Origin of the sequence: Paenibacillus barengoltzii G22, from assembly GCF_000403375.2 — a bacterium.
Classification (GTDB): domain Bacteria; phylum Bacillota; class Bacilli; order Paenibacillales; family Paenibacillaceae; genus Fontibacillus; species Fontibacillus barengoltzii.
The window spans coordinates 24,544-38,967 of the sequence record NZ_KE159653.1 but is presented as its reverse complement, the minus strand read 5'-3'; the positions used below and the strand labels follow the sequence as shown (position 1 = coordinate 38,967).

Below are 14,424 nucleotides of genomic sequence, written 5' to 3'. Positions count from 1 at the left end.
GGAAAAGGGAAAGATGATCACCTACCCGCCCTGAAAATAGACAGATGATTGACCTTAATTAGTTCGTTGGCATATAATTGTCAAGACAACTATTAAAGCAAGGTGTGACATATGGTGAGAAGTGAGCACTCTCAGCACGAGCTGGCCATCGGATATATCATGGGGATGGCTTACCGCAAAATCACAGCATTACTGCAGCATCGATTGAAGGATTATGACATTACCACCGAGCAATGGTCCGTACTTCATAAGATCTATAATTCAGATGGCTTGATCCAGAAAGAGATTGCGGATCGAACCGGAAAGGACAAGCCAACGATTACTCGAATTATCGACTTGCTGGAAAGCAAAGGACTCGTTCGCAAGCAAGCGGGGGAGCGGGATCGAAGATCGTTTGTCGTATTTGCAACCGAGCGGGGAAGAGAACTGATCTGTGAAACGTTGCCGATCGAACGGGGCGTAAATGAAGAGGTGAAGCAGCTCATGGATGCGGAGGAATACGAGAAGCTCGTGGAGTTGCTCCAGCGCATCCATCTTCAGCTCGGTGAAGAATCGCAAAACAAAGGTTGACAACTAAGTAGATTAGAGGCGAAGAAATGAATTTACACAAGGAATCAGACCGATTATGGACGAGATCGTTTATATCATTAACGATCTCTGCTTTTTTGTTATTTCTGAATTTGCAAATGCTGTTGTCTTCACTTTCATCTTATGTCAAAAATGACCTTGCCGCCAGTGATTTAGAGGTCAGTCTCGTGACCAGCGTTTTTGCGGTATCCGCAATTTTGGCTCGTTTCCTCACAGCAGCGATGCTGCGGAAGTTTTCACCTAACGTTCTGCTGTTCACTGGCTTAATCATCGCAGCACTTATGACTGAATTCAATCATTGGGCTGGATCGGTTGGAGGATTGATGCTGTTACGGGCCGGTTACGGTGTTGGTTTTGGGATTGGCAGCACCATTTTGCCAACGTTGGCATCACGGATCATTCCGCCAACTCGAATGGGGGAAGGCATTGGGTATTATGGGTTGTCGAGCAGCTTGGCGATGTCGATCGGCCCAATGATGGGTTTAAATATACTGCAGAAGTACGGTTTTGGCACGTTGACCTTGACGGGGGCATGGGCTGTTCTGGTAGTGATCCCGTTGTTGCTAATTACCCGAGCATTGCCAAGAAACCATAATCAAGAGATGAAAGCAAGCGAGAAGAAAACGACACCGAGAGCCGGCGCCCCGGCCCTGGAACGTCGTACGTCGTTTAACCGTAAATTTTTGTTGCCAGCATTTCTAAATATGTTATTGTCGATCACCTACAGCGGTCTGTTAAGCTTTATCGCTCTCTTCGGCGAATTTATCCACTTGGAACAAGTGGGGTTATTTTTCTTGTTTAATGCGGCCACGGTGGTCATCATTCGTCCGATCTCCGGCAGAATCTTTGATGCGAAGGGCCCTGGGGCCGTCCTGATTCCTGCAGCGCTTTTGGTAGTTGCGAGCATGGTTGTTTTGTCCTTCACCCAGTCGCTGCCAATGCTGATCGTTTCGGCGTTACTGTATGGACTTGGCTTCGGGGCGACCCAGCCTACGCTGCAGGCTTGGATGCTGCGATCCAGCACACCGGAGCAATACGGAATGGCGAACAGCATGTTTTTTAATACCACAGATTTTGGTGTTGCCATTGGTGCAATCATTCTGGGAGCTATCGCTTCCGCCACGAATTATGCGGTGATGTACCGTTATTCCGCCGGGGTTATGGGATTGTTCCTGATCTTTTACGTTGTGTCACATTTGTTGGGGAACAAGCGGTTATCCACGAAAAATGATCCGGCAGACCGCGCTGAAGTGAAGGTAAGCAGCACGAGCTAAGGCGCAGCTATTTCCCTTTGCGCGTTAACTCGGACAAGCGATCCCACTGTTCTTCTGTCACTTCGGCAAGGTCGTTAAACTGTCCGGCCCCGCGCAGCCATTCCCCACCGTCAATCGTGACCACCTCGCCGTTGATGTATCCGGCGGCATCCGAGACGAGGAAAGCGGCTAGGTCCGCCAGCTCTTCGGGGCGGCCGGTTCTTCCAAGCGGTACGCGTCCCAGCATTTTCGCCTCCAGCTCCGGAGTAGGGGAGAGGCGAGACCAGGCGCCTTCCGTCGGAAACGGTCCGGGTGCGATCGCCACCTGACGGATCCCGTGAGGTGCCCACTCGACGGCGAGGGAGCGGGTCAGCGCAAGTACGCCAGCTTTGGCAGCGGCGGAGGGCACGACGTATCCCGATCCGGTCGAAGCGTAGGTCGTGACAATGTTCAGCATCGTTCCGGGCAACCGCTGTTCAATCCAGCGTTTTCCCACCTCTAATGTCATGTAAAACGTGCCGTGCAATACGATACCCAGTACCGCATTAACAGCATTCGGCGATAAGCGTTCCGTCGGGCTGATAAAATTACCGGCAGCGTTGTTGACAAGAGTATCGATTCGACCGAAATGTTGCCATACGGCATCTACGCAATTATGGACTTGTCCGGGATCGCGAACATCACAACGTTGCCGGAAAACCTCACCGCCATATGCAGAGGATAGTTCTTCAGCGGTTTGTTCCAATACTTCTTCACGCCGCCCGCAGATAGCAACCTTGGCGCCAAGTTGCAAGAACCGACCAGCCATGGCCCGTCCCAACCCTGTACCGCCTCCGGTGATCAGAATCACCTTATCCTTTAATAAATCTTGTGTAAACGCTTCCATATTTTCACGCTCCCAGATTTCAAATCAACCTCTGTACCATGATATTCGCGCTAAAGGTTCATTATCCTGTCCTCTGGGAAGCGTTGATGGATAATAAAATATCCGCAGCGGCTCCATCCAGGAACCCTGCGGATGATCAACGAAAGAGGAAGGTTATTTCGCGGAATCTGTATCGGTGAACGGCACCGGCTTGGCCACCCATTCATCGGCTTCCGGCTCAATGTCCACGCCGTTTTCGATCTTCTTCTTCTCCGCCAATGAATCCCCTTGCTCGTTTAATTTGTTGCGCAGCTCAGCCTCATCGCGGGCTTGTTGATTTTGATGCTCCATGCTGATCCTCCTTAAGTGATTCTCTCGGTAGTAGTCATTACCTTCCATAGGGTATCCCGATCACGGTGATTTCATGTTTCAGACCTGTAGAAATTAGTTTATATTTATAAAAAGCTGGAATAAAATAGGAATTGGGACATCCTTGCGTTTCATTCGTTGCAACTCCGAAGTCGCTTAACGAAAGACAGGCTTTCCACTTTCGCTTTGAGGAGGAATGATGATGAAGCTTCAAAAGGTTTGTCTAGTTTTGCTGTGTTTCTTTATAGCCACCACGTTTGGGGCCGTTGCACCGGCTGCTCCCGCCAACGCCGCAGGGGAAATGAAGCCGTTCCCGCAGCAGATCAGCTATCCGGGAATCATCAAGCCAAGCCACGTCACCCAAGCCGCGATGAATCAGGCTGTGGCGTCATATTACGATTATTGGAAAGCGACTTATCTTCGCAACAATTTGTCTTCTTTGCCGGGCGGTTACTATGTGAAGGGCAATATTACGGGAGATCCCGACGGGTTTACCGCGCTTGGTTCCTCCGAAGGTCAGGGCTACGGCATGATCATCACCGTGCTGATGGCAGGTTATGATCCGAACGCCAAGACGATTTATGACGGATTGTTTAAGACGGCACGTACATATAAGAGCAGCGGAAATCCGAACTTGATGGGTTGGGTAGTAGCGGACAGCAAAGCCGCTCAAGGCCATTTTGGGTCAGCTACCGACGGTGATTTGGACATCGCTTATTCGTTGATTTTAGCTCACAACCAGTGGGGCTCGGGCGGGGCGATCAACTATTTGCAAGAAGCGAAAAAAATGATTACCGACGGCATTAAAGCAAGCTATGTTACATCTGGTAATCGGCTTAATCTTGGAGATTGGGACGGTAAGGATGCGCTGAATACACGGCCGTCGGACTGGATGCTCAGTCATTTGCGCGCTTTTTATGAGGTCACAGGGGATGAGACTTGGATTCATGTGATAGATCATTTGTACGACGTGTATCAACAGTTTAGCGCAACATATTCTCCGAATACCGGACTGATCTCTGACTTTGTGGTGGGTAACCCGCCAAGACCTGCGCCAGAGTGGTATCTGGATGAGTTCAAAGAAACGAATCAATATTACTATAATGCAAGCCGTGTACCGCTGCGCATCGTTATGGATTATGCGTTATACGGCGATACCAGAGCGAAAGCGCTCGCCGACAAAATGGTGAGCTGGATCAAAACGAAAACCGGCGGTGCACCTGCAAATATCAAAAATGGCTACAAGCTGGACGGCACAGCCATAGGAAATTATGCCACAGCGGTATTTGTCGCTCCGTTCATCTCGGCGGGAACGGCGAATTCCAATCATCAAGCTTGGGTGAATGCGGGCTGGGACTGGATGAAGAATAAGAAAGAGGATTACTTCAGCGATACCTACAATTTGCTGAACTTGCTGTTCCTATCGGGGAATTGGTGGAAGCCCGGCGGGGCAACTGTACCGGAAGCTCCGAATCTGGCCCTGAATAAAACAGCGGTATCCAGCACAATGGAAGGCGTGGGGTTTGAACCGGACAAGGCGATAGACGGCAACCAGATGACGCGCTGGGCCAGTCGCGAGGGGACCGATCCGGAATGGATTTACGTTGATCTGGGTGCCGTACATCAAATCACCGGCGTCAAGCTGCGGTGGGAGGTGGCATACGCCAAGCGGTACAAGATTGAAATCTCCACGGACAGCGGAGCGCCAGAGCATTGGCAGGAAGTATATTCGACTTCAAGCGGAGATGGAGGACTTGATGAAATCCCGCTTTCGCCGCAGCCGGCAAGATATGTCCGCATGTATGGCATCGAGCGGGGGACACCTTACGGGTATTCCCTTTACGAGTTTGAAGTGACAGGTCAGTGAAATGAAGAAGGGACCGGAACTGCCGAAATGATTCGGCGCTTCCGATCCCTTTTTTAAGTTACAGATTAGATCATCAAGATTTCGCGAATTTCTTGCTCGGTCAGCGCGGAAATGGCCTCTTGTCCAGGCTTCAGCACCTCTTCGACGAGGTGCTTTTTCTTCTGCTGCAGCTCGTACATTTTGTCTTCCACGGTGCCTTGGGCAACCATGCGAATGACATGTACGATATTCTTCTGCCCGATCCGATAAGCCCGGTCCGCCGCCTGCTGCTCGACCGCGGGATTCCACCATAGATCATAAAGAATGACGGTATCCGCACCGGTTAAGTTCAGGCCAGTGCCTCCGGCCTTCAGCGAGATGAGAAACAAATCGCGTTCCCCGTCGTTAAAGCGATCGCATAACTCTACCCGTTCGGCAGCTGGCGTCTTCCCATCGAGATAAAAGAAAGGCAACCCTCGGTAGCCCAGCTCTCGGCCAATCAATCCGAGCATCTCCGTAAATTGGGAGAAGATCAGTACGCGTTTGCCGGCGCTTTGGCATTCTTCGATCATTTCCATCAGTTGGTCAAACTTCGCTGAACCGCCGTCATAGCCGTCAACGAATAAGGCCGGATGGCAGCATAGCTGGCGCAGCCGGGTTAAGCCAGCCAAAATGCGAATACGGTTCTGCCCGAACGTGTCGTCATCCAAATGCTTAAGCGTCTCCTGCTGCAGCTTGGCCAGGTAGGCCAGGTACAGCTTCTTCTGTTCAGGCAGCAGCTCAGAAGGTTGAAGGGACTCGATTTTTTCCGGCAGCTCCTTCAGCACGTCGGTTTTCAGCCGGCGCAGGACGAAAGGGCGGATGCGTTTGGCTACCGTCTCCCGGGACAAATCGTTAAACGCCTGGCGACTAGGGAATAACTCTGGAAAGACGGCGCTAAAAATCGACCATAACTCTTCCAGCGAGTTCTCTACCGGAGTGCCGGTTAAGGCGAACCGGTACTTGGCTTGCAAGCTCTTCACGGCTTGGGCCGTTTGGCTGGCGTGATTTTTGAAGCTTTGAGCCTCGTCCAAAATCAGTGTATGGAACGTCAGTTCAGCGAACTGCTCAATATCGCGGCGCAGCAGTGGATAGGAGGTGATCACTACATCCGCTTGCGACGCCTCGCGCAAGGTTCGCACCCGTTCAGCTTTACTTCCGTCGGCGATTACCGCCTTAATGTTTGGTGCGAATTTCGTCAGCTCGTTCCGCCAGTTGTACACCAGGGAAGCAGGGCAGACGATCAACGCTGGCTGTCCAGATTCGGCGATCTCCGGCAGCACCGATATGAGATAAGCGATGCTTTGCAGCGTCTTTCCAAGCCCCATATCATCGGCAAGAATGCCGCCGAAGCGATAGTAGGCCAGTGTCTTAAGCCACTGATAACCGTAAACCTGGTAGTCGCGAAGTACATCGGAGAGCTGTGGCGGCACCGGAAAGTCCAGGTGGCTGGGATGCTGCAGGTTATGCAGCAACTCGCGGTACGCTTTGCCCAGCTTCACTGGGCCTTGTCCACGGTCTTCCTGGATATGCAATCCGCGGATCACCGGTACACGGAATTCCAGCCCGCGGATATCGCTTTGGCGCAAGCCAAATTCGTTCAGGAACTTGACGATCTCCTGAAACTCCTCGCTTTCAAGCGGCATTAATGCACCGTTTGGCAACCGGTAGTATTTGCGCTTCTCCTCCAGTGCCTGAAGCAATCCGCGGATTTCCGATTCACCGATCCCGGTCATGCTGAAGCGAAACTCCAGCCAATCCGTACGCTCGTCGAGCTCCACGGATATTTTCGGCGGTCGAAGGTCGGTGATAAGCCGGGTCTTGACAGCCGAGGTGGCATAAATGTCCACAAGCTTCTCCAGCTCTGGAACGACATGATACAGGAATTCGTATTCCGCCTCTTCGTCATCGAGGAAATAGGCGCTTTCGGTCCGGGTCATGTAGCCGGAATCCAACAGATTTATAATTTCCCGTTCCTTCTCAGTGTCGCGCAGTAAGATCAAATCCGTTCCTCGCTTGGGACCATGATCATCCAAGGGGTTAAACACGATATCACCGTATTGGAATTCCAAGCCCGCCAGGAGGCGGTCCTTAACCCGATCGAGGTACAGCCGGGCTTTCAGCTGGGTCCGTACCATGCGGCTGGCGACCTTCTCCTCGACATGAATAGATCCGAACTTTGTCAACCCGGGAAGCACCCGTTCAACGAAGGGCTCGATCTGGTCCGGAGAGATGAGGATATACGGTTTTCGCGCGGTAATCATCATATGTTTTAATTCAGCGAGCCGGCGAGTTTGCGAGGGCGAGAGGCGGATCAGCTTACCTTCCGATAAAATGATGCCATAGACGTCCATGACTAGAACATCATCCAGGCCCTGGGCGGAAAACTGATAGCTCTCGTCCCCGGCTTGGCCGAGTTGAAAGCTAAGTGGCAGCGGCCCGTCTGTCACTTCAAGCCCCGGCCAGATGCGGCCATCTTGCTCCAATTGCACGAGCGGAGCTTGGATGAGCAGCGGCAGCAGACCGTCCCAAAAGACAGGCGGCACCGGCAACAGTCGATCGGAAACCCCGTTCGATTTAAGGGAATATCCTCCAAGGCTCTCGTGAAACATCTGCTCATTGCGCTGGATTTCCGCCAGCTTCTGCAGGATCGCTTCATCCTCCGGCCGAAAGGCGTAACGTTCCGGGTCGTAGTTGAAATGTTTGGTGAAGCTGTATGGCTCGCCGCGTGAGATTTTATCGAGAAAATCCCGAATGTTCTTGACGATATACAGACGTTTCTCGCCGATCTTCAGCTCCAGACCGAACAAGTACTTACGGTAGCCGTACGGCACCGGATGGAGTGTAAATTCCACCTCCAGCGGCGTCCGCTGATCAAACTTTAGTCCGGTCCGCAGCGGCGGCGGGGCAGTCTCTTCAAACAAGCGCATCATATCACGGGCGATCCAGATATCGCGGGAAGGGATGTCCCCAGGTTGTTTACGCTGGATCAGGCTGTAGGATCCATTGCGATCGTCGTCCACTGAATCTTGAAGGTCATCCTGCTGCCGCAGCAGAGACGGAAACGGACGAACCGGCGCCTTACCGCCTTGCAGCATGTCATGAACCCCCAGCAAGACGGCGGCAATATGCTTGCAATAGTTGTTATAGGAATAGAAGGCGGGACAGTTGCATTCCGCATGCACGTCGCCGTGTTCATCGATTTGCAGCAACACATGATAGTGTCCGGTTCCGGACACTGCCGCTTCATAGACACGGGAGCCGTGGTCCAACCGGAGAAAGGCCACTTTCCCGGTCCGGTAATATGCTTCTCCACGCTCGTAAGCGATTCGGCCGCATAACAATTTAATGACGCGCTCCGTTAACTGAAAACTCATGCATGGATTCCTTTCTCGTATAATTTCCGTTCGTCAGGTGTTCGCCTTTTGTTCTCCCCCTATGATAACAGAAAATCGACTATTGAAAAACGAGCGTTGAAATCAGCCTGCTGTGAGGATAATATCACTGCGGTTGCTATATTCTTAAGACGTCCCTTAAGATAAGATGATGATGGTATAGAAAATGGAGGGAGCTTAGGTATGGATACCTTTGCCTGTATTTATATTCTTCGCGGGGACCCGTTTCGTCCGGGAACCTGCATTTACCTGGATCAAGAGACGACGGAAATCGGTCGGACGTCTTCCGAGAGTTTTCCGGATATGGCCTTTACGAATATCTTTATTTCTCGTAAACATCTAATGATTCGGAAAGAAGGGGACCGTGCTGTCGCCTACGATCTGGGGAGCCGTCATGGAACGGAACTGAACGGGGTCCGGATGATCCCGCATGCCCCTTATGTGCTTGAAACGAATGATATCCTGAAGTTGGCGCGGGGCACCTGTGTACTGCATTTCTCTTATTCGCCTGGAGAACAAACGCTGGAGTTTGAGCCTGTACATGAATCGACGCATTCGGAGACGACCGAGGGACCGGTGACGATCCATTGGGAGAAACGGGAATGCATTGTGAACGGCGTCAAAATTTCGATGTCGGAAAAAGAATATTTGCTGTTGCAACTGCTCCATGATCACGCGAACCGTCTGGTGACGATCCGTGAGATTAAGCAGACGGTGTGGTATGACCGTAATCCTGGCCCTGACGGGTTACCGGATGTGACGATCGATGAATTAACGACATTAATTTATCGGATTCGCAAGAAATATGGACGCGATACGTTCCAGATCAATGCGATCCGGGGGAGCGGATATATTTTAGAGACAGAATAGGACAGGTTAGGAAGGATCGGGGGAGACTGGCTTGAGCAAGATCAGGAAGATATATAGAAGCAGAACGCTATGGATATTGCTTGCCCTTATTGCTTTTGTTTACTTGAACAATACGCCTCATCTGACCGCAGCTCAGGGCGGGGAACCTAAGCTGCTGGCGCATCGTGGTCTGGCGCAAACCTTCCCGATGGAGGGGATCGAGAACGATACGTGCACAGCCGAACGGATATATGAACCGGAGCACGAATTTCTGGAGAACACCTTGCCATCTATGGAAGCCGCTTTTGCAGCCGGGGCTGATATGGTGGAATTGGATCTGAAGCCAACCAAGGACGGGCAGTTTGCCGTGTTCCATGATTGGACGATGGATTGCCGGACCAATGCGGAGGGCACAACGAAAGACTATACGATGGCGGAGCTGAAAATGTTGGATATCGGATACGGATATACCGCCGATCAAGGCAAGACGTATCCGTTTCGCGGCAAAGGGGTTGGGCTGATGCCATCGTTGCCTGAAGTGGTGGAGCATTTTCCCGGCAAGGCGCTGCTATTGCACATCAAAAGTGATGACCCCGAGGAAGGGAAGCAGCTTGCGGCATACCTGTCGACGTTAAAGAAGGAGGAGCGGGACTGGTTAACCGTTTATGGCGGCGATCTGCCCATTGCGGTCTTGAAGGAGCGCCTGCCGGACCTGCGGGTCATGTCCAAGGCAACGTTAAAGCAATGTCTGCTCTCGTATGAGGCTTCCGGCTGGACAGGGTACATCCCCGATGCTTGCCGAAACACCGAGCTGCACATCCCTGAGAAAATCGCGCCTTGGCTGTGGGGCTGGCCGGATAAATTTCTAAGCCGTATGGAGCGAGCGAACACCCGCGTTGTTATCGTCGGAGGGGACGGCAGTGATTTCTCAAGCGGCTTCGATACTTTGGAAGACGTAAAGCGCCTGCCCGCCGGATACAGCGGCTGGATCTGGACGAACCGAGTCGACCGAATCGCTAAGGCGGTTCAAACTGGAACTAGAATGAACGATTGAGAACGAAACAACCTTTAAAGAGGAAGAAATACATCTGTCAGCGATCTTCCTCTTTACTCTTGAGTCATACGAAATATCTTAAAATCTCTATAATTACTGGCTTCATGGCCGGCTTGATGTCTTTCCATAGACATTGAGCCGGCTTTTTAGATTTCGTTTAGAAGCAATTTAGACCCGGGGGCTAAGCTTAGGAAGGTGAGACAAAACAAAGGGAAAGGAAGTTGAAGATGAACTCAAAATGGATCAAGCGCGGAGCGGTATTCGGGATTGGAGCGGCCCTGCTCCTCGGCAGCGGGTTGTCCGCTATGGCTGGAACGAACGGGTATGAAACGTATAAAGCCGCTATTAAGCATACGCATGCTGCATCCAGCTTAACGAACCAAGGCAGCCTCGTGGTGATCGATGAGCAGGCTATGGCCCAAGTAGGCTGCGTCATTGAGGCGGCGGATGCGTACGACTATATGACCGGAAGGCAGAACCTTCGCCAAGCCGCACGTTGCTATCCGGAGTTACCACCTTCACGAATCGATGAGGTGCTGGAGATGACGGGCTTGACGCTGAAGCGAGTGCTGATGAATATTGCCAATAACGGCGGACAGTTAGCTTGGCGTGGGGACAACAATACTTGCACTTGCGGAGCCTTACGATTTGCTTGTACTTGATCTGATGCTGCCGGGCGTGGACGGTTTTGAGATCTGCAAGCAAGTTCGTGAAGCCAGGGATATTCCAATTCTCATGGTCTCTGCGAACAAGGAAGGACGAGCTGCAGATCCGTGGCTTGCGCATTGACAAATGCTGCTCTTTTTGGCGTTGCATCCAAACCGGGTATTTTCCAAGGATGATCTGTTTGAGAAGATCTGGGGGATGGATTCGCTGGGCGATCTGGCCACCGTCACCGTCTACATCAGCAAGCTTCGGGAAAAATTGAGCAGGACCCTTCGCAGCCGCAATATATCGAGACGATTTGGGGCGTTGGCTACCGCTTTAATTTGTAGAGATGCCTATGACCGTTTTGCTGCTTCTTTTATAGGATTATCCCTTTCGTTAAGGGAGCAAAAACCTCCGTGACTTGCGGAGAGTGGGTGTTTCTTCTTGCTCTCTGACCCAAAGGGATAATGATGACGTATGGATCTAAAAACCCTCATCCCTTAGGGGTGGTGCTTTGTTGGAAGTTACTATATAATCTTTAGCGGACTCATAAATTGATTCAAAAAAGCGAGGGATACATCATGGCTGCCATTGAAGTGCGCGATTTGCGCAAGACTTTTAAGGTGCAGAAAAACCGCGAAGGCCTCAAAGGGGCCTTTCTTGATTTATTTAAGCGGGAATACAACGAGGTGGCCGCCGTGAAAGATATTTCGTTTCAGATTCCAGAGGGAGAGATCTGCGGATATATCGGGGAAAACGGGGCCGGAAAATCGACCACCATCAAAATGCTGACTGGTATTTTGGTGCCGACGTCGGGACATTTGAAGGTTGGCGGCTTCGTGCCATACGCCGAGCGCGAAAAGTTCGTGCAGCATATTGGCGTCGTCTTTGGCCAGCGCAGCCAGCTTTGGTGGGATATCGGCGTCATCGAGTCGTTTGAGCTGCTGCGTAAGGTATATCGCGTACCGCAAGCCGATTATAAGAAACGGCTAGACGAGCTGGTGGAGCGCCTTCAGCTGCAGGATTTGCTGAACCGTCCGGTACGTAAGCTCAGTCTAGGCCAACGGATGCGCTGTGAGCTGGTCGCGGCGCTGCTGCACAACCCGTCGATCGTCTTCCTGGACGAGCCGACGATTGGTCTCGACATCGTAGTCAAATCGGAAATTCGCGATTTTCTTAAAGATATGAACCGCAACCACGGAACAACGATCTTGCTGACAACCCATGACTTGCAGGATATCGAGGCACTTTGCTCCCGCGTCATCATGCTCGACGACGGCCGGATCATTTACGACGGCGGCTTAGAGGAGTTGAAGGACCGCTGGGGGACGGGCAAGGAAGTCTTATTCCAGTTCGGAACAGCCACCAAGCTCGATCAATTGCGGAGCTGGACGGGCACGCTTCCCGTCATCTGGACGGCTGAGAACGACCTGAACGCCAAGGTCTGGATTCCGCGGGATATCGGTGTCTCCGAGGTATTGGGTCAAGTGGTCGGCCAAGCGGACATCACCGATATCAAAATTATCGAAACCAACACCGACGAAATCGTCCGCAGCATTTACCAATCCGGCTCGGCGGACAAACCGGCGAACTCTGAAGCGGAAGTGGAGAGCAAAGAAGGTGCAGTCATCCATGTCTAACCAGTGGGGGGCCTATCTCGATTTTATCCGCATTCGTTTTTTGACAATGCTGGCGTATCGGGTGAACTATTATTCGGGCATTCTGATCTATTCCTTGAACATCGGGGTTTATTATTTTACGTGGAAGGCGATTTACGGCGACGGCGGCGAGCTTGGCGGTTTCACCGCTTCACAGATGACGACCTACCTGGCCGTATCCTGGATGGCTCGGGCGTTTTATTTTAATAATCTGGATCGTGAAATCTCCACGGATATTCGAGATGGAAGCATTGCAATTCAATTTATCCGCCCTTATAACTACCTGATCGTCAAAATGATGCAAGGACTTGGCGAAGGGATGTTCCGCTTCATGATGCTGATGATCCCGGGCATGGCGATTGCGATGGTGCTCTTTCCGGTCAAATTGCCAACTGAATTAAGCGCTTGGGCAGGGTTCCTGGTGATGTTGTTCTTCAGCTTCTTGATCAATTCGCAGCTGAACGTGATTACGGGATTGATGTCTTTTTTCGTGGAAAATAACGAAGGGTTTATGCGTATGAAACGGGTGGTTGTGGATTTGTTCTCCGGCCTGATTATCCCGATCAGCTTATTCCCGGCCTGGCTGGGCGGCATCATGTCGTTCCTGCCTTTTCAGGCGATTACCTATTTGCCGGGTTCGGTCTTTACCGGCCGAATTCAAGGCGCTTCGATCTGGAACGTGCTTGGCATTCAGGTGATCTGGTTCTTGATTCTGCTCATTCCGATGATTGGGCTGTACCGTGCTTCGCGGAAACGCCTGTTCGTGCAAGGAGGTTAAGGGAAGCATGTACTACTTAGGCCTCATGGGCGAATACTTGAAAAATTACATGAAAACCCGCATGACCTACCGCGCCGACTTTTGGGTGGAGGTCATTTCCGATCTGTTGTTTCAGGCAACCAACCTGATCTTTATCTTTGTGATCTTTATGCACACCAACAGCTTGGGCGGTTGGAGTGAAAGCGAAGTGGTGTTCGTTTACGGTTTCTTTATGGTGCCGTTTGGTGTGTTTAGCTGCTTCGTCAACCTGTGGAACTTCAGTGAGCGGTACATTGTGAAGGGGGAGATGGACCGGATTATGACGCGTCCGGCGTATAATCTGTTCCAGATCTTCCTGGAAAACGTAGATCCGCCAGCTCTCGTCGGCTCGATCATTGGGGGCATCATTATGCTGATCAGCGGCGGGCAGTTGGGGCTTAGCTTCGAGTGGTGGACGATTCCTGTGCTGCTATTGTTTACGATTAGCGCTGTAGCGATATACACGGGCATCTACACGACGTTGACGTCCTTGTCGTTTTATTCGGATGCGCCAACCGGGATCTTGCCGCTGATGTACAACGTGCAGGGGTACGGGCGCTATCCAGTGACGATTTACAACCGGGCGATTCAAGTGCTGCTGACCTGGATCCTGCCGTTTGCCTTTGTTGGCGTCTATCCGGCTTCATTGTTCCTGGAGCGCGAGGAGATGTGGCGGATGGCATGGCTCACCCCGCTGGTTGGCATCGTATTCTTAGCGATTGGCCTGACCGCATGGAATTATGGGGTTAAGCGATATCGCGGGGCTGGATCGTAAACATTAGTATGAATAAAGCCGGCGTCCCTTCATGGGGCACCGGCTTATGTTCGTTCTCGTCAGCTGCTTCAACTGCAAAAGTGCAGTTCATTTTTGCAGAAACAGGCTATTTTCGTGATTTAGATGTAAAAGTACAGTTCCTTTCCGGCATTTGGAGTCGATTTACGAGAAATCTTCGTTTCTAACTGCACTTTCGGCTAGGCCCCCTAAATCCGGAGTCCTGACCTACAAGTTTTGTGTTATCGCAGTCCAGCTCATTTTCTTGTGTGTTTACATCGATTTATGGAAC

The 14,424-nt window shown here is 51.5% G+C and carries 12 protein-coding genes and 2 pseudogenes; 11 read left to right on the top strand and 3 right to left on the bottom strand.

Features of this window, described 5'->3' with window-relative positions; all coding sequences use genetic code 11:
• The first annotated feature begins 114 nt into the window (after window positions 1-114).
• Both C812_RS08465 and C812_RS08460 read left to right on the top strand, forming a co-directional pair.
• A complete protein-coding gene (locus C812_RS08465; RefSeq protein WP_244268296.1) occupies window positions 115-570 on the top strand; it encodes a MarR family winged helix-turn-helix transcriptional regulator in 456 nt (151 codons plus the stop codon).
• 26 nt (window positions 571-596) lie between these two features.
• Window positions 597-1,862, top strand: a complete 1,266-nt coding sequence (locus tag C812_RS08460; RefSeq protein ID WP_016312253.1) for an MFS transporter — start codon at window positions 597-599, stop codon at window positions 1,860-1,862.
• Between the two features lie 7 nt (window positions 1,863-1,869).
• On the opposite strand, the gene C812_RS08455 is transcribed toward C812_RS08460, so the two are convergent.
• Both C812_RS08455 and C812_RS22530 read right to left on the bottom strand, forming a co-directional pair.
• The gene (locus C812_RS08455; RefSeq protein WP_016312252.1) at window positions 1,870-2,727 is read right to left on the bottom strand and encodes an SDR family oxidoreductase; all 858 of its coding nucleotides are present in this window, start codon (window positions 2,725-2,727) and stop codon (window positions 1,870-1,872) included.
• 153 nt (window positions 2,728-2,880) lie between these two features.
• Window positions 2,881-3,057 (bottom strand): hypothetical protein, encoded by a 177-nt coding sequence (locus tag C812_RS22530; RefSeq protein ID WP_016312251.1) that lies wholly within the window; start codon window positions 3,055-3,057, stop codon window positions 2,881-2,883.
• Window positions 3,058-3,364: 307 nt separating this feature from the next.
• On the opposite strand from C812_RS22530, the pseudogene C812_RS08450 reads away from it, so the two are divergent.
• Window positions 3,365-4,519: pseudogene (locus tag C812_RS08450) on the top strand (family 8 glycosyl hydrolase); the annotation flags it as partial.
• Between the two features lie 30 nt (window positions 4,520-4,549).
• On the top strand, window positions 4,550-4,942 hold the full coding sequence (locus C812_RS22815) for a discoidin domain-containing protein (protein WP_341860322.1): 393 nt from the start codon (window positions 4,550-4,552) through the stop codon (window positions 4,940-4,942).
• A gap of 65 nt (window positions 4,943-5,007) precedes the next feature.
• Here C812_RS22815 and C812_RS08445 read toward each other — a convergent pair whose 3' ends face one another.
• Entirely contained in the window at window positions 5,008-8,337 is a 3,330-nt protein-coding gene (locus C812_RS08445) for a DEAD/DEAH box helicase (RefSeq protein WP_016312249.1), read from the bottom strand.
• A gap of 201 nt (window positions 8,338-8,538) precedes the next feature.
• Between C812_RS08445 and C812_RS08440 the strand changes: the two genes are divergently transcribed.
• The 7 genes and pseudogenes from C812_RS08440 (at window position 8,539) to C812_RS08410 (ending at window position 14,135) form a co-directional block, all read left to right on the top strand.
• On the top strand, window positions 8,539-9,225 hold the full coding sequence (locus tag C812_RS08440) for an FHA domain-containing protein (RefSeq protein WP_016312248.1): 687 nt from the start codon (window positions 8,539-8,541) through the stop codon (window positions 9,223-9,225).
• 31 nt (window positions 9,226-9,256) lie between these two features.
• Entirely contained in the window at window positions 9,257-10,258 is a 1,002-nt protein-coding gene (locus C812_RS08435; RefSeq protein WP_016312247.1) for a glycerophosphodiester phosphodiesterase family protein, read from the top strand.
• 227 nt (window positions 10,259-10,485) lie between these two features.
• Window positions 10,486-10,920, top strand: coding sequence for a hypothetical protein (locus C812_RS08430; protein WP_016312246.1), 435 nt, complete (start codon window positions 10,486-10,488; stop codon window positions 10,918-10,920).
• Window positions 10,883-11,253: pseudogene (locus C812_RS21835) on the top strand (DNA-binding response regulator); the annotation flags it as partial. The gene C812_RS08430 and the pseudogene C812_RS21835, both read left to right, overlap by 38 nt.
• Window positions 11,254-11,487: 234 nt before the next feature.
• Window positions 11,488-12,546 (top strand): ABC transporter ATP-binding protein, encoded by a 1,059-nt coding sequence (locus tag C812_RS08420; protein ID WP_016312245.1) that lies wholly within the window; start codon window positions 11,488-11,490, stop codon window positions 12,544-12,546.
• Window positions 12,539-13,342 carry an ABC transporter permease gene (locus tag C812_RS08415; RefSeq protein ID WP_016312244.1) on the top strand — a complete coding sequence of 268 codons (804 nt, stop codon included), beginning with the start codon at window positions 12,539-12,541 and terminating at the stop codon, window positions 13,340-13,342. Before C812_RS08420 ends, C812_RS08415 begins: the two co-directional genes overlap by 8 nt.
• Window positions 13,343-13,349: 7 nt before the next feature.
• Window positions 13,350-14,135 (top strand): ABC transporter permease, encoded by a 786-nt coding sequence (locus C812_RS08410; protein ID WP_016312243.1) that lies wholly within the window; start codon window positions 13,350-13,352, stop codon window positions 14,133-14,135.
• Window positions 14,136-14,424: the final 289 nt, after the last annotated feature.

Bases quoted from the DNA above. Each gene is read 5' to 3' on its own strand.
- C812_RS08445 (WP_016312249.1), bottom strand. From the start codon at position 8,337: ATGAGTTTTCAGTTAACGGAGCGCGTCATTAAATTGTTATGCGGCCGA.
- C812_RS08455 (WP_016312252.1), bottom strand. From the start codon at position 2,727: ATGGAAGCGTTTACACAAGATTTATTAAAGGATAAGGTGATTCTGATC.
- C812_RS08440 (WP_016312248.1), top strand. From the start codon at position 8,539: ATGGATACCTTTGCCTGTATTTATATTCTTCGCGGGGACCCGTTTCGT.
- C812_RS08430 (WP_016312246.1), top strand. From the start codon at position 10,486: ATGAACTCAAAATGGATCAAGCGCGGAGCGGTATTCGGGATTGGAGCG.
- C812_RS08410 (WP_016312243.1), top strand. From the start codon at position 13,350: ATGTACTACTTAGGCCTCATGGGCGAATACTTGAAAAATTACATGAAA.
- C812_RS08420 (WP_016312245.1), top strand. From the start codon at position 11,488: ATGGCTGCCATTGAAGTGCGCGATTTGCGCAAGACTTTTAAGGTGCAG.
- C812_RS22530 (WP_016312251.1), bottom strand. From the start codon at position 3,057: ATGGAGCATCAAAATCAACAAGCCCGCGATGAGGCTGAGCTGCGCAAC.
- C812_RS08415 (WP_016312244.1), top strand. From the start codon at position 12,539: ATGTCTAACCAGTGGGGGGCCTATCTCGATTTTATCCGCATTCGTTTT.
- C812_RS08460 (WP_016312253.1), top strand. From the start codon at position 597: ATGAATTTACACAAGGAATCAGACCGATTATGGACGAGATCGTTTATA.